Genomic DNA, 18,027 nt, shown 5'->3' on the forward strand with positions numbered 1-18,027 from the left:
TGCGCTTGCCGTGTTCAACCGATACGACGGAGACCCGAATCGGTCAAGGTTGACGGTCACCCCTGTTGCATCAACAGCCGGCATCAACAGGAAAAAGCCGGCCCGGAGCGAACTCCGGGCCGGCGCTTTCCAGGCCGTTTCAGATCACGGCGTTTCGGATCGCAGGGTCTGGGATCACAGGTTGATGAAGGCCACGTAGCTCTGGCCGTCCACCGAACCGGTGGTCATGCTCATCGCGCCCACGGCCTTGCCGGTGAAGGTCATGCTGGCGTCGATGGTGCCGTTGCCGTCGATGTCGCAATGGACCGTGGCGCCCTTGTAGCCGTCAGCGCCGCCCATCTCCTCCCAGGACAGCTTGGAGACGCCTTCCTTGTATCCCCACAGGGTGGACCACTCGCCCTGCTCCAGATCGGTGACGGTGGACCAGGTAGTCGCCCCGCCGCGGCCATCGACGAAGAACGTGTCCTTGCCCGAGCCGCCGATCAGCCAGTTGGAGCCGGCACCGCCGTCCAGCACGTCGTCGCCCGCCCCGCCCCAGGCCGCGTCGTCGCCACCCAGCAGGTTGAGGAAGTCGTTGCCGTCGGAGCCGCCCAGCACCTCGCCGCGGTCGTCGCCCAGGAAGCTCCACTGCAGGCCCGAGAAGGGGCCGTCGTAAGCGTAGGCCTTCACGTCCTCCGTCACGCCGTCCACTGTGCGCTGCATCGGCGTGAAGGGCCGGTCGTCCACCGGCGGTTCAGTGCCGGTCGGCGGGGTCTCGGTCGGCGGCTCCGTCGTCGGGGGCGTCGTAGTCGGCGGTTCGGTGATCGGGGGTTCCGTGGTCGGCGGCGTGGTGGAGGCGTCCACCAACGTGACGGTGCTTCCGCTGACCTGGAACTGACTGGCGGCGAAGCTGCCGACGAAGCGCAGGGTGACGTCGGCGCCCGCCGTGCCGTCGGTCCCGATGTGCAGCAGGGTGACGCCGTCCACCGTCTCCGCCTGGACCTGCCCGGCGGTGAGCTGGCTGCCGTTGCCGGCGGTGGCCGTGCCGGTCATCGCGGCGTCAGTGATGGTGAAGGCGTCGCCCACCATGGCGCCGGTGATGCCGCTGGTGAAGCCGTTGGCCTGGGCGCTGGTCATCGTCACCGTGTGGCGGACGCTGCCGACCAGATCGAGATTCTCCACGCTGGCCAGGGTCATGCCGGAGATGTCGATCTGCGGCGTCGCCGTGGTGACCTTGCCTTCCGGATCGGTCACATCGTCGGAGCTGATGCGCAGCGTGTCGATGCCGGTGCCGCCGTCATAGGAAACCGTGCCGGCATCTCCCTGGGCGGCGACGATGAAGGTGTCGTTGCCGGCGCCGCCCTGGATGACGTCGGCCTCGTCCATGGTGCCGTGTTCGCCGCTGTAGAAGACGTCGTCGCCGTCGCCGCCGATCATCGTGTCGGCGTCCCAGTCACCGACCAGCGTGTCGTTGCCGGCCCCGCCCATGAGGCTGTCCTTGCCGCCACCGCCGACCAGCAGGTCGTCGCCGTCGTCGCCGTAAAGCATGTCGTCGTCGGCGCGCCCGAAGATCTGGTCATTGCCGGCGCCGCCATGGACGGTGTCGTTGCCGTTGCCGCTCTCCAGCGTGTCGTCCCCGGCACCGCCGGTCACCGAATCGGCGCCGTCATGGGCCCAGAACCACACGGGGTCGTTGCCGGCCACCATGGTGTCGTCGAAGTTGCTGCCGACCCAGCGCTCGATGTCGATGAACGTGTCGCCCGCGGCATCGCCCGTGCTGTTCCCCGGGGTCAGCAGGTCGAGCACGAGGCCCGAGGTGGCGGTCTCGTAGGACGCCTCGTCGAAGCCGGCCCCACCGTTCAGCACGTCGGCACCGGCCCCGCCGATCAGGGTGTCGTTGCCGCCGCCACCAACCAGAGTGTCGTTGCCGGCGCCGCCCTCGATAACATCGGGCTCGTCGTCGCTGGTCAACAGGTCGGGACCCGCCGTCGTGGTGCCGGTCACGGCCAGCACATGGGACCAGCCTTCGGTGCCCGCGAAGGGGGAGGGGATGACGACGGGCGCGGTGCTGCGGTCGAGCGTCCAGGACGCGCCCAGCGCATCCGGGCCGACCGGACCCGAAGAGGCGGCGACCACCGCACCGGTGGCGGCGGCCAGCCGGTCAAGAAGGAGGCGGCCCGCCTCGCCCGCACCGGCATGGCAGGCGTGGATGTGGATCTCGGTGCCGCGCGCGTCCGGCCAGGAACGGTCGAGCAGCGACCGCGCGTCCAGCGGGCTGGAGCCGATCAGGACTCGCCCCGGCTCGCCATGGGCCACCAGATGCAGGACGGACGGACGCGCGGCGAGAGCGGCCGCCAGCACGGCATGGCCATCGTCGGCGGCGGAGACGAGGGTGACCTGGACGTCGGAACGGCGGCGGCTGAGCAGCCCGTCGAGATCCTCAAGTCCAGCGTCCGCGATGATGACTTCGGTCAAGGGAGACTCTCCGTGGATTTTGTTGTGATCGCTGGGGCGCCCGGTCGCATCGTTCACGGATACGGGGTAGCGCGACACCCATTCACATGCGCCTTCGGAGATGCATCCTGCAATTGTCCAAGAAGAAATAACACATCCTCATCATTGGAACTCAATTCGTGCATTATCTTACTTGATAAGCAGGAACTCGTTATTCATATGATCGTGAATTGTTCTATGATGAACAGATGAATATTATAACTATTAAGGCTGTATTGAGGAAAACTTGGCGAATCCGATCTGAAATTTCGAGGGAAGACTTCCTCAAGACGGGCTAACTCCACTTGGCCGAGCCATCCAAGCGGACCATCAAAAAAGCCGGCCCGGAGCGGTCTCCGGGCCGGCTCTTTCGAACCGCTTCATGGCGTCGAGCGTCAGTCAGGACTGACGCTCGACGGTTTCGGATCACAGGTTGATGAAAGCGATGTAGCTCTGGTCACCCACCGAGCCGGTGGTCATGCTCATCGCGCCCACGGCCTTGCCGGTGAAGGTCATGCTGGCGTCGATGGTGCCGTTGCCGTCGATGTCGCAGCGGACCGTGGCGCCCTTGTAGGCGTCGGCGCCGCCCATCTCCTCCCAGGACAGCTTGGAGACGCCTTCCTTGTATCCCCACAGGGTGGACCACTCGCCCTGCTCCAGATCGGTGACGGTGGACCAGGTCGTCGCCCCGCCACGGGCGTCGACGAAGAACGTGTCCTTGCCCGCACCGCCGATCAGCCAGTTGGAGCCGGCACCGCCGTCCAGCACGTCGTCGCCGCCACCACCGGCCGCCGCATCGTCGCCGCCCAGCAGATTGAGGAAGTCGTTGCCGTCGGAGCCGCCCAGCACCTCGCCGCGGTCGTCGCCCAGGAAGCTCCACTGCAGGCCCGAGACCGGGCCATCGTAGGCATAGGCCTTCACGTCCTCCGTCACGCCCCCAATCGTGCGCTGCATCGGCGTGAAGGGCCGGTTGTCCACCGGCGGTTCAGTGCCGGTCGGCGGGGTCTCGGTCGGCGGCTCCGTCGTCGGGGGCGTCGTGGTCGGCGGTTCGGTGCTCGGCGGGGTCGAGGGCGTCCCGCTCAGAGTGATCCCGCTGCCGCTGACCTGGAACTGGTCCGCCGTGAAGCCACCGGCGAAGCGCAGGGTGACGTCGGCGCCCGCCGTGGCGTCGGTGCCGATGTGCAGCAGGGTGACGCCGTTCACCGTCTCCGCCTGGACCTGTCCGGCGGTGAGCTGGCTGCCGTTGCCGGCGGTGACGGTGCCGGCCATCGCCGTGCCCGCGATGGTGAAGACGTCGCCGCCGGTGGCCCCGGTGATGCCGCCGGTGAAGCCGTTGGCCTGGGCGACGGTCATCGTCACCGCGTGGCGGACGCCGCCCACCAGTTCCAACCTCTCCACGCTGGTCAGGGTCATGCCGGAGATGTCGATCTGCGGCGTCGCCGTGGTGATCTTGTTCTCCGGATCGGCGACGTTGTCGGAGCTGATGCGCAGCGTATCGGTGCCGTCGCCACCGTCGTAGGAGACCGTCCCGGCGTCGCTCTGCGCCGCGATGATGAAGGTGTCGTTGCCGGCGCCGCCCTGGATGACGTCCGCCTCCGGCAGGGGATCGTGCGCGCCGCTGTAGAAGACGTCGTCGCCGTCGCCGCCGATCATCGTGTCGACGCCCCAATCGCCGATCAGCGTGTCGTTGCCGGTGCCGCCGTCGAGCATGTCGTTGCCGCCGCCGCCGGCCAGCAGGTCGTTGCCGGCCTCGCCGTACAGCATGTCGTCGTCGGCGCGCCCGAAGGCCCGGTCGTCGCCGCCGCCGCCGTAGATCGTGTCGTTTCCGATGCCGCTTTCCATCGTGTCGTTGCCGGCGCCGCCGATCTCGAGATCGTTGCCGCCGTGGCCCCAGAACCAGACGCCGTTGTCGTTGCCGATCAGCTGGTCGTCGAACTCGCTGCCGATCCAGCGCTCGATGTTGGTGAAGCTGTCGCCTGCGGCGTCGCCCGTGCTGTTCGCCGGGTTGCGCAGGTCCAGGATGATGCCGGCGGTCGAGTTCGCGTAGGTGACCTCGTCAAAGCCGTCGCCGCCGTCGAACACGTCGGCCCCGGCGCCGCCCTCCATGGTGTCGTGGCCGATGCCGCCGATCAGCGTGTCGTTGCCGTCGCCGCCGTACATCAGGTCGTTGCCCTGGCCGCCGTCCATGCTGTCGTCGCCGGCGCCCCCGTACATGGTGTCGGTGTCCCCCTCACCGAACAGGGTGTCGTTGCCGGCGCCGCCGTCGAGCATGTCGTTGCCCCAGCCGCCGTAGATCAGGTCGTTGCCGTCCTCGCCATAGAGCACGTCGTTGTCGGCGCGGCTGTAGATCTGGTCATCGCCGGCGCCGCCATAGACGGTGTCGTTGCCGTCGCCGCTCTCCATCGTGTCGTTGCCGGCACCGCCGATCTCCACGTCGTCGCCCGCATGGCCCCAAAACCACACCGGGTCGTTTCCGGCCACCATGGTGTCGGCGTAGTTGGAGCCGATCCAGCGCTCGATGCCGGTGAAGGTGTCGCCCGCGGCGTCGCCGGTGCTGTTCGCCGGGTTCCCGATGTCGATGACCATGCCGGCGGTGGCGTTCTCGTAGGTGACTACGTCGAAGCCGTCGCCGCCGTCGAACACGTCGGCCCCGGCGCCGCCGTCCATGGTGTCGTGGCCGACTCCGCCGATCAGCGTGTCGTTGCCACCGTTGCCGAACAGGATGTCGTTGCCGGCCCCGCCGTTGATGTTGTCCGCCGCGTCGTCGCTGGTCAGCGTGTCGTTGCCGTCGGTCGGCGTGCCGGTCACGGCCAGCTCATGGGCCCAGCCCCGCGCGCCGACTCCCTGGACCCCGGCGAAGGGGGAGGGGGTGAATACGGGCGCGGTGCGCACGTCGAGCTTCCAGGAGGCTCCCCGCTCCGCCGGGCCGACCGGGCCCGAAGCGGCGGCGACCGTGGCGCCGGTGGCGGCGGCCAGGCGGTCGAGGAGAAGACGGCCCACCGCGCCCGCACCGGCATGGCAGGCGTGGATGTGGATCTCGGTGCCGCGCGCGTCCGGCCAGGAGCGGTCGAGCAGCGAGACCGCGTCCAGCGGCTGGGCGCCGATCAGGACCCGTCCCGGCTCGCCATGGGCCACCAGATGCAGGACGGACGGACGCGCGGCGAGAGCGGCCGCCAGCACGGCATGGCCATCGTCGGCGGCGGAGACGAGCGTGACCTGAACGCCGGGACGGCGGTGGCTGAGCAGTCCGTCGAGATCCTCAAGGCCAGCGTCCGCGATGATGACTTCGGTCAAGGGAGACTCTCCGTGGATTTTGTTGTGATCGTTGGGATGCCAGATCGCCTCCTTCGCGGACATTGGGAAGGCGGCGACATCCTATGACATGAATTTCGATGGCGTATTCCTGCAATCCTCTAAGAAGAAATAATCCAAGCTCCTCCGTATTACGGCGCGATGCCAAAGGAAAAGGCCGTCCAAAGTGAGTTCGTCAGTCGCATACTTTTTATTTTATTGGCGACACCCGGATAATCCGGAACCTCCGGAAGAGGCAAAGGGAGGGGTTAGCGCCCTCCCTACTCCGCATTTTCGAAGGGAGCGGGAAGGGCGGACGACCGTCATACGGATGCGCCCACCCTCCCGTCGCGGTACGTTCGGCTCCCCTTCGGTACCCTAGTCGGCTCACCGCCTTCCGAACGGGCGGCGCGAGAGCGGAAGGCCGCCACCCTCCGGGAGAGGGATCAAGCGTTGCCGGAGCGGCGGGGCGCGACCTTGTATGGCCTTGTGCGGCGGGGCCGGTCTGGGCTTTCTATGGCCATGCGCGGTGGATCGGGCACCGTGAATCGGAGAGGAACGCGATGGAGCGGGTGGACTGCGTGGTGGTGGGGGCCGGGGTGGTCGGGTTGGCGGCCGCCCGGCGGCTGGCCCGTGCCGGTCGGGAGGTGGTGATCCTGGAGGCGGCCGACGCCATCGGCACGGGCACCAGCTCACGCAATTCGGAGGTCATCCACGCCGGCATCTATTATCCCACGGGAAGCGTCCGGGCGCGGCTGTGCGTGGCCGGGCGCGACGCGCTGTACGCCTACTGCGCGGCGCACGGAGTCGAGCACAAGCGCATCGGCAAGCTGATCGTCGCCACCGACGAGGCGCAACTGGCCAAGCTGGCGACCATCAAGGCGCAGGCCGCGGCCAATGGGGTGGATGACCTGTACGAGATCTCCGCCGCCGAGGCGATGGCGCTGGAACCCAACCTGCGCTGCGTCGGCGCCCTGATGTCGCCCTCCACCGGCATCATCGACAGCCACGGGCTGATGCTGGCCCTTCAGGGCGACGCGGAGGAGGCGGGTGCCATGCTCGCCCTGCTGAGCCCGCTGGACCGCGCCCACCGCACCGCCGACGGTTTCGAGCTGGAGGTCGGCGGGACGGAGCCGATGCGCATCGCCTGCACCACCCTGGTCAATGCCGCCGGGCTGGGCGCCTGGACGGTGGCGCGGAGCCTCGACGGTTTTCCCGCGGATCGGATCCCGCCGCGCGTGCTGGCCAAGGGCAACTACTACGCCCTGGCCCAAGGGCGTTCCCCCTTCTCGCGGCTGGTCTACCCGGTTCCGGTGGAAGGGGGCCTGGGCGTCCATCTGACGATCGATCTCGGCGGCCAGGCCCGCTTCGGCCCTGACGTGGAATGGCTCGCCCCCGAAGCTTACGACCGTATCGACTATGCGGTCGATCCCCGGCGCGCCGACGGATTCTACGGCGAGGTCCGGCGCTATTGGCCGGGTCTGCCCGACGGCGCCCTCGTGCCAGCCTATTCCGGCGTCCGCCCGAAGTTGAGCGGCCCCGGCCAGCCGCAGGCCGATTTCCTGATACAGGGACCGGAGGCGCATGGCGTCCCCGGCCTCGTCAACCTGTTCGGAATCGAATCGCCGGGCCTGACCTCCTGCCTCGCCATTGCCGACGAGGTGGCGGTGCGGCTGGCCTGAACCCACCGCCGACCCGCGCCTGCCCGCGTCAGGACAGGTGCGGGATCAGGTCGACGGGACGGGCAATCGTCAGGGTCGCCGCCCTTCCGTCGGGGCCTTGGCCACCCTCCGCCAGCAGGACACGCCGCCCCACGCCGGCCGCCAACGCCGCTTCCATGTCGGTCGGTTGATCGCCCAGGAACACCGAAACAGGCAGGGCAAGGCCGAAATGGCGGGCCGCCTCCAGGATCATGCCGGGGTTCGGCTTGCGCCAGAAGCTGTCCCGGGCGTAGCGCTCCACCATGCCATCACGGTGATAAGGGCAATGGAAGACCCCGGCGAGATCCACGCCATGACTTTGGAAGACATCCCGCATCCAGCCGCTCAGCGCTAGGAAGTCCGCTTCGGTGTAGCGGCCGCGGGCGATGCCGGATTGGTTGGTGATCACGACAATGCGAAATCCCCGGTCCACCGCGTGGCGGGCCAAGGGAAAGATGCCGTCCACGAACTCGAACCGGTCACGATGGCCGACATAGCCATGATCGATGTTCACCACGCCATCACGGTCGAGCAGCAAAGCACGGCAAGTCATGCCCATGTTCTCCCCACCTCAGGACCCGGATTTTTTGCGTGACCATGAATTCGTAACAGTGAGGGTGGATAAGACCGCGATTGCTTGCCCCTGCCGGACGGTTAACTTCGTCCATCCGGAAAAACTCGACCGGGCACCTCATATCCACACCGCGATACGCTTTCAACGACAAACACGTCAATCCTGCGGCCGTCCTGTCACTGGCCTGATGCTGTTCGCCTTCCTCAGCCTGACCTGCGGCCTGATCCTCGACACGGGCCGCCGTGAGGCCAAGCGCCCGGTTACTTCATCGTCCCAGGCGTGGTTTCCCCACGCTGATCCCGCAGCGGCGGCGGCAGGAACCGCTCCATCGGGAGTTGGATCACATCGGCCTGCGGGGAGCCCGGCGCCGACAGGCCGGGCACGATCTGGATATGGGCGTAGCGGTTGAAGAGCTGGTTGAAGGCCGCGTCGTCCATTTCCGGGAAGTAAGGCCGGAAGAAGTCCAAATCGGGCGCGATCTGGACATGCTGGAGCGACCGGTAGCCCAACCCCTGCATCAACGCTCCCGGCAGCATGCCACCGCGCAGCACCCAGCCCTGGGGGTGGGCGGCGGCACTCTCGGCGAAGGCGGCGGTCACCGGCGTGGCCGGACGGTGGAAGATCGGCCAGGCGGACTGGATGGGGTTGAAGCCGCCGAAGCCGACCCCGTTGACGGCCAGGGCGCAGAGGATCAGGGCGAAGCCGCCCTGTGCCCCGGTCAGCCTGCCGCGCACCCCCAGCCAGACCACGACGGCGAGCGGCGGCAGGATGGCGAGGTCGGTGAGGTTGTTCGCCAGCCGCCCCGCGAGGTTGTCCAAGCCGCCGTTCGCCGCCGCCCAGGCCAGCCCCACGGTCAGCGCCGCGACGGCGAAGCGTCCCCAGGACAGCCGCACCGCCCCAGCCCGCAGCAGCACGAGCCCGAGCGCGAGCAGAAGCAGGCCCGTGGCGAAGACCATGCGGTTGCCCTGCACCTTGTCCCACAGCAGGAAGCGTCCCCAGCCGCTTGGGACCGGAGCCAGCATCCAAACCGACATCAGCGCGAAGGCGGCCAGCAGCACGGCAAGCTGACGCAGCAGCGCCGTTCGCGCGGGGCCGCCATGGCGCAGGACCGTCCCGAGCTGGCCATAATCGAGAAACACCAGCGCCAGCAGCAGGAGGTGGCTTCCCCCCGTCGCCACCTCGCAGATGTTCAGGCCGAGCAGATCCCGGTAGTCGTCCGTGCTGACCAGGAACGGAAGGAACTGGGCGAGGTAGAGCGGCAGCGGCACACCGCCGCCGCCCAGCGAGCGCGAACCGGGATAGACCGTCGCCGCCATCACCCGGATCGGCTCATGCAGGTAAAGCCAGGTCAGCCCGATCCCGACCACGGCTCCGAGCAGGCAGGGCAGCAGCCTGCGCGGGCGCAGGGTCTCCGGCCGGAAGGCGAGCAGCAGCGCTCCGCCGGCGAAGGACAACGGAATGATGATGGGGGGATACAGGTGGCTGAGCAGCCAGAAGGTCGTCACATAGGCCATCAACCCCGCGTGCAGATACCAGGGCAGACGGGCCAGGACGGCCAGCAACAGCCAGGGGAATATCGCCAGGAGCGGCCCCGTCGTCGTCCACCAGAACTGGGCGTAGCTGGTAAAGAACAGGGCGCAGGCCGCCGCCGCCGACCAGGCCCGGCTGAAGCCGAAGGCGACGAACAGGCGATGGTAGCCAGTCAGGAACAGGACGATGAGGACGGCGTGCGAGAAGGAGAAGGCCCAGGCCGGGTCGACCGCGAAAAAGGGCCAGAACTGCGGCTTGAACACCAGTGCCCAGTCGAGCAGCGGCAGGGCGTTGAAGTTGCGCAGATCCTCGCCATAGGGAGACAACGCGTTGAAGCGTTGGAAGCCGTTGTTGACCGCGATCTGGACGAAGGGCGTCCACACCGCCCATTCGTCGGACCGGATCGGCTTCGGCGTGCCGACCACTAGCCCCTCGCCCGGCGCGCCGATTCCGCCGAGGGCCACCCCATAGGACGACGGCGTCCAGGCAAGCGCCGTGTAGACGAGGCCGGTCAGGACGACGGCCAGGACGAAAAGGTCGGGCCAGGACCGGCTCCGCTCCCGGCCGAGGGAAGCCGCCGCGGCCGACGGATCGAGGGCCGTCCCCACACGCTCAGGCATCGCCGTCATGGCGCCGCCCTCCCGCATGTTCCGGCCCCGAATATCCCCCTGCGGTGCCCGGAGCGCAGGCGCACGGCACGCCCATTCTCGCCACGATCGCTACCGGTCCGGGTCATGGAGATGCGACGTCCAGGCTTTCGGCCCGTGACCGGGCTGCCATCGTTTGGCGGACACGGTTGCGGAGGCCCAGCATCGGATGCAGGGCGCGCGTGGGCATGGAGGCAATGTCGTAAGACACGAACGCCAGCAGGAACTGCAGCCCGACGATGATCGGCAGCGACGCCAACATGACAGTCCCGGGGGCGGTCTCCACCCCCGCGGACGCCGAGCGGATCCACGACAGCCCGCCGAAGACCGTACCGGACACCAGCAGGGTAATCCCGAGCAGCAGTTCGATGGACGCAACCGTGAAGTTTCTCAAAAAGTAATTGTAGAACACCCTCTTGATGATGTTCCGGAGATGGTTGGTCAGGAACTCGCGCAGGATGTTGCTGATCCTGAGGTTGCTTTCCTCGTCGCCGTAGACGGCGTCCATCGGCACATCGACGACACGGGCCCGCACCGTGTTCAGCCGGAACAGCATGTCGGATTCGAAGAAATAGCGCCGGCTGATCTTTGACAAGGGCAGAATGTCGGCGACCCGCGCGTGGATGGCCGTGTAGCCGTTGGTCGGGTCGAAGATGTCCCAGTAACCGCTCGACAGCTTCGACATGAAGGAGAGCGCGGCGTTGCCGAAAATCCGGACGGGCGGCATGCTCGAAATGTTGGTCAGGTCGAAGAAGCGGTTGCCCTTCGTGTAATCGGCCGTGCCGTCGAGAATGGGAGCGATGAACAGGGGGATGAGCGCCGGGTCCATCTGCCCATCACCATCCACCTTCACGATGGCCTCGGCCCCGTCGGCGATCGCCGCCTCGTAGCCGGTGATGACCGCTCCCCCGACCCCTTGATTGACGTGGTGGAAGAGAACGCGGACACGGGGGTCCCTGCAGGTGTCGAGAACGAACTGGCCGGACTGGTCGGGGCACTTGTCGTCGACGACATAGATCGTCCGCACCTCAGGCCCGATGCGCTCGATCACCGACAGGATGTGACGCTTCACCCGGTAACAGGGAATAACCACGGCGATGACAAAGTCTTCACCTTGCTCCATGGGCTTCGGCATCGCAGTCATGGTCAAAGTTCCCACAATCCAAATGGACCTGCGCCGGCATCCGGCGTTTTTCGCGATCGAATAAGTTCCTCCGATCCGCGCGCATCTATAGCGAGCCCTCTCCCCAAATGCAAACCGCAGGGCTTCCGGCTCGCCGCGCCTGGTCCGTCCGGTGTCGGCCCGCGGGCCGGTAGTGGTTGTCATCGCAAGGGTCGCACAGTAGAGTGCCACGCCCGCACGCCCGGTGCGGCATGGGGATTTCTCGATCTTGTTGCGCGCGCAATCACTGAAAGCCACGGCACCCAGCCATAACGTCGGTGCGTTTGCGAGGGGGCGGGCACGGTGGACGCACCCCTCCGGAACCGGCAGCATCCGCTCCATGAAGACGCGTAAGGATTTCACCAATGCCGCCTGAGACCGCCGCCCTCGAGGTCGCCATCCAGGCCACCGGCCTTGGCAAGGCCTATCCAATTTTCCGCAAGCCGCAGGACCGCTTGAAGCAGATGCTCTGCCGCGGTCGCCGCAAATATTACGACGAATACTGGGCGCTGCGGAACATCGACCTGACCGTAGCCAGGGGCGAGACGATCGGAGTCATCGGCCGCAACGGGTCGGGCAAGTCGACCTTCCTGCAACTCGTGTGCGGCACGCTGGCGCCAACCCGCGGCTCGATCACCGTCAACGGGCGGATCGCGGCCTTGCTGGAACTGGGCGCCGGCTTCAACCCGGAATTCTCCGGCCGCGAGAACGTCTATCTCGCCGCGTCCGTGCTCGGCCTGACCAACGAGCAGATCAACGAACGGTACGACTCCATCGCCGCCTTCGCCGGCATCGGGGACTTCATCGAGCAGCCGGTGAAGCTCTATTCCAGCGGCATGTACGCACGGCTTGCCTTCGCCGTGGCGGCACACGTCGACGCCGACATCATGATCGTCGACGAGATCCTCGCTGTCGGCGACGCCGCCTTCACGCAGAAATGCATGCGCTTCATCCACAAATTCCGCGAAACCGGCACGCTGTTCTTCGTGTCGCACGACACGTCCCAGGTGATCAGCCTGTGCGACCGCGCGGTATGGCTGGAGAACGGCGAGCTGCGCGAGGTCGGCACGACCAAGGATGTCTGCTACCACTACATCGCCGATCTCCACAGCGAGCGTGACACCTCCAACAGCTTCCGCATCGGCGGCAGCCGTTCGGCGCCGGCGGCCGCGGCGCCGGTCCAGGACCCGCGCGACGAGCTTCTGAAATCCTCCCAGCACCGCAACAGCATCGAAATCTTCGAGTTCAACGACGCAAGCCCCTGGTACGGCGTGGAGGGAGCCAGAATTGTTGGCGTCGAGCTTCTTGATCCGCAAGGACATTCCCTGCCTTCGCTGGATGGCGGGGAACAGGTCGTGCTGAAGGTCACCTGCCGGGCGGAAAAGGCGATCCACAGCCCGATCATTGGCTTCTACATCAAGGACCGGCTGGGCCAGAACCTGTTCGGCGACAACACCTACCTCTCCTACAGCGACAGCCCCCTGACGGTGGAGCCCGGGCAGGAGTTCGTGGCTCGCTTCCGCTTCCAGATGCCCTACCTGCCCGTCGGGGATTTCGCGGTGGTGGCCGCCATCGCCGAGGGCACGCAGCACGACCACGTCCAGCACCACTGGGTGGACGACGCGTTGTTCTTCCGTGTCCACTCCAGCCACGTTGCCCGCGGCCTCGTCGGCATCCCCATGCTCGACATTGCGCTCGAGGTGGAAGGCGCGCGCCAGCCGGGACACGCCGCATAAGCCGCGCGCCCCGGCGCCACCCCCAAGTCTTATGGAACGCCGACATGACGATCAGCAATGATGTCGCTCCGCGTGCATCTTTCCTCAGCCTCCGGCACGTCGGGGCGGGAGCGGCGGTTCTCGCCCTCCTGAGTCTTGCCCTGCTGGCCTACGGCTTCCTGCAGACCGGCCTCGATCCCCGGCAAGCCTGGAGCGACAAGGCGGGGGCCATGCGCTTCCTGATCTTCGCCGGAGCCTTCGCGGTGTTGGCCATCGGTGCCGCCGGCGCCGGCGCCCGCCGCCGGCTGCTCGTGCTCGGCGCCGCGGGAGGCCTGTGGGTCCTCGCGGCCTTCGGCGTCGGCAGCGTCGCCTCGGTGATGCTCGTCGGACTCGCCTGCCTGGCGATCGGGGACTTTTTGTTCGGGCCACTCTGGCGCGCGCGCTTCGGCTTGACGACGGCCGGTCTGCTGTCAACCTGCGTCGGCCTGAGCGTGCTCATGCTCGTCATGGGGCTGACGGCGCCCTGGCCGATCCACAGCGCCGCGAGCCACGCCACCGTCCTCGGTTTCCTGGTGCTGGCCGGGCACCGCCGGATCCGGCTTTATGCGGCGGGCACGGCCGCCTGGGCGGCACAGCACCGCGACGCCGGACTGCGCGACCATGCCGCCTTCTCCCTCCTGATCCTCGCGCTTGCCGCCCAGAGCGTGTACGCGGCTCTTCCCGAGCAGTATCACGACGCCCTGGGCGTGCACCTGCTGGTCGCCACGACCCTCGCCCAGCAAGGGTCCTGGACCCCGGATCCGGCCCAGTTCGTCGGTGCGGCCGCGCCGTACGGAGCCAACTGGATTTTCGCCGTGTCCTACATGCTTGCCGGCGAGGGCGCCGCCAAGTTCGCGAATTTCGCGCTGCTGGGCCTCCTCTGCGCCATGCTTGGCAACGCGGTCGCGTGGCGCCAGGGCCGCGCCCTCGCCCTGCTGGCCGCGGCCCTCCTGGCGAGCACGCCGCTGGCCTTCATCACGACGGCCAGCCTGTTCTCGGAAAACGCGCTCGCCGTCTTCTGTCTGGCCCCTGTGCTCCTCCTGGTGCGGTCCCACCGGGAGTTCGGCCTGCGGGACGGCGCGGCTCTGGCCTTCCTGCTGGCCGGCGCCGCCCTGGTGAAGCTGCACGCCGTCCTCTTCTTCATCCCCTTCGGCCTTGTCTTCGCGGCCCTGCTGCTGCGCCACAACGCGCCGCGCCGCGCCCTGACGATCCTGGCCTTCTCAGCGGTCCTCACCGCGGTCCTGGGCTGCCAACCCTATCTGCACGCCTATCTGGTGACCGGGAATCCGGTCTATCCGTGGTTCAACGCCGTCTTCAAGTCGCCGTACTTCGACAGCTCGGCGAACTTCTCGGACGGCAACTGGATCGGCAAGCTGTCGCCGGCTCTGCCCTATCTCTGGACCTTCAAGTCCAGCCTGTTCATGGAAAGCCAGGACGGAGCCCTTGGCTTCGCCGTGCTCGGGCTTCTGTTGCCCGGCCTGGCCATGGCGGTCGCGACCCGCGACCGCATGGCCCTGGTCGCCGCGGCGGCCGGGCTGGGCTATGTCTGCATGCTGGTGCCGGTCACCCAGTACATGCGCTACGCCTACCCGGCCCTGCCGCTCGTGCTCATCGTGTGCGCCAGCGGATTGCGCGCCTTTGCCCCGGGAGACGGCCACCCGCCGCACTCCAGTTTGGCACGCTCCAGCTTGGCGTTCGGCTCCCTGTTCGTCGGGCTGGGCCTCGCCTTCCTGCCGTCGGCCGGCTGGATTCTGCCGAGCTTCGACGCCAACGTCGTCGTCGGCCTGCGGGACCGGGACTCCTTCATTTCCAGCCGCGTTCCTTACCGCGGACTGATCAACGCCGTGAATGCCCTGGCCGGGCGCGATGCGCGTGTTCTGATCCTCGGCCAGCCTGTGGGCGCGGGCCTGGCCAGCATGCCCATCTATGGGGTCTGGTACAATCCGAAGGTCAGCCAGGAACTGGCCAACGCCTCGAGCGTCGACGCGGCGGCCCTGGTCCTTCACCGGAACCGGATCACCCATGTCTTCTGGAGGCCGGGCGCCGTTCCCGACAAGGCGCCCATCGCCCGTCTTCTCAAGCAATCCGGCACCCCCCTGGCAAGCACCGGGGATGCCATTCTCTATGGCGTCTCGATCCCGGCGCCGAACGGTGCCAACCTGCTTGAGAACTCGAGCTTCTCCGACGGATTGGAGCGGTGGGACAACGTCGGGGTCAGCCAGCAGGCGCAGCACGGCCCGATCACCATGCCACCGGGAAGCCGGATCGCCCAGGCCGCGGTCGTGGAGGACACCACCCTGGTCTATGAAGCGAGTTTCCTGTGCGGAGACGATCCGGCAACGGTGGGAGCCCAGGTCAATTGGCTCGATTCCTCGGGCCGGATCGTCGACGTGGTCAGCCGCCCGGAAACCTGCACGGCACCGGGACGGAAGGCGAGCACGATTGCCCTGACCCCGCCACGGTCAGCGCGCACCGCGTTTGTCTACTTCCACGTGATTGAAGGTTCCCCAGTCGTTCTGGAAAAGTTGATGCTCGTGAAGCCTTGACCGATCACCTGGAGAGCGTCATGGAACAGGCAGTGGAAGCGAACAAACGGCCCATCGTCTTCTCTCTCGACCTCGAGGACCATCTCGGTCTCTACGAGGCGGAGGGGCGCTTCGCGCGGAACATGGAGAAGATCCTCGATTTCCTTGAGGACTCCGGGATCCGGGGCACCATCTTCACGGTCGGGCGCATCGCCCAGAGCCATCCTGGCCTAGTGCGCAAGGTTGTCGAGCGTGGTCATGAGCTGGGGTGCCACTCCTGGCAGCACACCCCGCTCGATCGGGAGGAGCGCTCCGCCTTCACCGCCGAGACGCGTCTGGCCAAGGAACTGCTGGAGCAGGTTTCCGGAGCCGCCGTCAGCGGCTTCCGCGCCCCGATCTTCTCCCTGGTCCCAAGCAGCCTGTGGACCCTCGACGTCCTCGGCGAACTGGGCTTCACCTATTCGTCCAGCATCATGCCGATGGCCAGCCCTCTCTACGGTTTCCCGGGGGCACCGGCGACGCCGTTCCGCTGGCCGGGCGGGCTTGTCGAGTTCCCGTGCCCACTCGCCCGCTTGGGCCGCTTCCGCATCCCTTATCTCGGCGGCATCTATCTGCGCTACAGCCCCGAGTTCCTGACGCGCCAGTGCATCCGTAGGACCACGCCAGCAGCGATGCTGTGGACCTACATCCATCCCTATGATTTCGATTCCGCCGAGCCGTTCACGCGCATGCCCGGCACGTCGCTTCCCACCAGCATCCTGCTTTGGCTCAACCGCAGGAACACCTTTGAGAAAATAAAATTCCTCTTCCGCAACCGGCCGGCGATCCGCTTTCAGGATGCCATGAGCGGCGTGGCCGGTTATAGAGAACTTCCGGTTTTCGATCCGGAGCGGCACCAGCTGGTCCATTAGGGCGGATTGCGGCCGGGACTTCGGGTCGGTCAGCTTGGTCTGCTCGTCAAACCAAAGAAAGAGCCGCCTCCGGGTCGCGTCGGGCCGGACGCGGCCCCAAACAGGAGGAGCGAAGGGCATGAGCGAATCCCAGGAGCTTACAACATCGCCGCAAGCGCGCGCTGCCGAGCTTGCCGAGGTCGCGCGGATGCTCGACAAGGTCTTCGGAGGGAAACGCTACACGCCCGAATACATCGACTGGCAGTACGAGCGGTCGCCGGAAGGCCGCGAGGTCGCCGTGAACCTTCGCCACGACGACGCGCTCAGCGCCCATTACGCCCTGATCCCCCAGACCTGGACGGATGGGGGAGCCGATGAGAAAACCCGCTATCCGCTGATGCTGTCCCTGAACACGGCGGTGACGGAAGCGGCGCGCGGAAAGGGCGTGTTCACCCGCCTCGCGGAGGAGACCTACCAGGCCGCCGTCGACCAGCGCGGGGCGAAGGCGGTCCTGGGGGTCGCGAACGCGAATTCGACCCCCGGCTTCACGCGGCGGCTCGGTTTTGCCATCCTCAGCCCGCTCCCGGTCATCATCGGCGTGGCGAACCCCTTCGGCGGCCGGGGGATCGAGACCCATGTCACCGACGCGGCGTTCACCCGCTCCCCGCGGCTGGCCGAAATCGCCGGATCGGTGGCGGCGCCGTCCGCCGGCGCCCTGGCCCAGCTGTGGACCGCCGAAAAGCTGGCGTGGCGCCTGTCGTCGCCGCTCGGGCCCTATTGGCTGCATGCGGACGCCAGCGGCGTCCTGGTCAGCCGCGTGGAGCGCCACAAGGGCGTCCCGATCGTCATCGCGCTGAAGTTCCTTCCCCGGCGGGGACAGGGGCCGCTACGCGCGCGGGCCTTGCTGGACGCGGCGTGCGCGCACCACAAGACGCCCTTCTTCCTCTACGCCGGTTTCAACGAGGCCGTGCAGCTCTCCGGCTTGCCCCTGCCGCGGCGACTGTTGCCGTCGCCGCTGAACCTGATCTACCGCCCGCTCGACCCGGCCATGCCCCCTGCGGAAAAGGTCCGCCTCGCCGCGTTCGAGTTCCTCGATTTCGATGCGTACTGACCGGCCCGTCGTGCGTGGACGCCGGTACGGCCGTGCGGCACACCATCGCCCCCCAGCCGCGGCGGGGGCGGTGGTTGCCGCGGCGCTGGGCCGGCATCGGCCCGAGATGGGGATCTCCGACCGCTACGCCGGACAGCGGGAACTCGGGGGGGAATTCGGGGAGATCCATCAGGTTTGTTGAGACGACCTAATCGGCGCCTGCCCGCGTTGGCTCCAGCACTTTCTCCGGTACGGCTTTGAGTATTTGCTGGCCTTTCCGAATACGAAGGCGAAGCCGTAATTGCTCAGGGGGCTGGTCAGGCGGCGAAGATCGGCTGACCAGCGAGGGCGCGTGAGATGGCCTGATGGGCGGACAGGCCGTTGAGGCGCCC

The 18,027-nt window shown here is 67.4% G+C and carries 10 protein-coding genes; 5 read left to right on the plus strand and 5 right to left on the minus strand.

The window, feature by feature from the left end:
* Window positions 1–174 precede the first annotated feature (174 nt).
* Window positions 175–2,454: a DUF4347 domain-containing protein gene (locus FHW79_RS27735; RefSeq protein WP_183181903.1), complete on the minus strand. Its 2,280-nt coding sequence runs from the start codon at window positions 2,452–2,454 to the stop codon at window positions 175–177.
* 444 nt (window positions 2,455–2,898) lie between these two features.
* Entirely contained in the window at window positions 2,899–5,766 is a 2,868-nt protein-coding gene (locus FHW79_RS33400; RefSeq protein ID WP_183181904.1) for a DUF4347 domain-containing protein, read from the minus strand.
* Between the two features lie 560 nt (window positions 5,767–6,326).
* Here FHW79_RS33400 and FHW79_RS27745 point away from each other — a divergent pair.
* Window positions 6,327–7,445 (plus strand): NAD(P)/FAD-dependent oxidoreductase, encoded by a 1,119-nt coding sequence (locus tag FHW79_RS27745; RefSeq protein WP_183181905.1) that lies wholly within the window; start codon window positions 6,327–6,329, stop codon window positions 7,443–7,445.
* A 28-nt stretch (window positions 7,446–7,473) separates the two neighbouring features.
* Here the strand turns inward: FHW79_RS27745 and FHW79_RS27750 are convergent, their stop codons facing one another.
* From FHW79_RS27750 to FHW79_RS27760, 3 genes are all read right to left on the minus strand, one after another.
* Entirely contained in the window at window positions 7,474–8,016 is a 543-nt protein-coding gene (locus FHW79_RS27750) for an HAD family hydrolase (RefSeq protein ID WP_183181906.1), read from the minus strand.
* A 281-nt stretch (window positions 8,017–8,297) separates the two neighbouring features.
* The gene (locus FHW79_RS27755) at window positions 8,298–10,196 is read right to left on the minus strand and encodes a hypothetical protein (RefSeq protein ID WP_183181907.1); all 1,899 of its coding nucleotides are present in this window, start codon (window positions 10,194–10,196) and stop codon (window positions 8,298–8,300) included.
* A gap of 103 nt (window positions 10,197–10,299) precedes the next feature.
* On the minus strand, window positions 10,300–11,358 hold the full coding sequence (locus FHW79_RS27760) for a glycosyltransferase family 2 protein (protein ID WP_211108512.1): 1,059 nt from the start codon (window positions 11,356–11,358) through the stop codon (window positions 10,300–10,302).
* Between the two features lie 383 nt (window positions 11,359–11,741).
* On the opposite strand from FHW79_RS27760, the gene FHW79_RS27765 reads away from it, so the two are divergent.
* From FHW79_RS27765 to FHW79_RS27780, 4 genes are all read left to right on the plus strand, one after another.
* Complete coding sequence (locus tag FHW79_RS27765) at window positions 11,742–13,112, plus strand: ABC transporter ATP-binding protein (protein ID WP_183181908.1); 1,371 nt, start codon at window positions 11,742–11,744, stop codon at window positions 13,110–13,112.
* Window positions 13,113–13,156: 44 nt separating this feature from the next.
* Window positions 13,157–15,676, plus strand: coding sequence for a glycosyltransferase family 39 protein (locus FHW79_RS27770; protein WP_183181909.1), 2,520 nt, complete (start codon window positions 13,157–13,159; stop codon window positions 15,674–15,676).
* Window positions 15,673–16,566: a polysaccharide deacetylase family protein gene (locus FHW79_RS27775; protein WP_183181910.1), complete on the plus strand. Its 894-nt coding sequence runs from the start codon at window positions 15,673–15,675 to the stop codon at window positions 16,564–16,566. The genes FHW79_RS27770 and FHW79_RS27775 overlap by 4 nt, the downstream gene beginning before the upstream one ends.
* Before the next feature lie 118 nt (window positions 16,567–16,684).
* Window positions 16,685–17,656, plus strand: coding sequence for a GNAT family N-acetyltransferase (locus FHW79_RS27780; RefSeq protein WP_183181911.1), 972 nt, complete (start codon window positions 16,685–16,687; stop codon window positions 17,654–17,656).
* The last annotated feature ends 371 nt before the right edge of the window (window positions 17,657–18,027 follow it).

The organism is Azospirillum sp. OGB3, assembly GCF_014192915.1.
Taxonomy (GTDB): domain Bacteria; phylum Pseudomonadota; class Alphaproteobacteria; order Azospirillales; family Azospirillaceae; genus Azospirillum.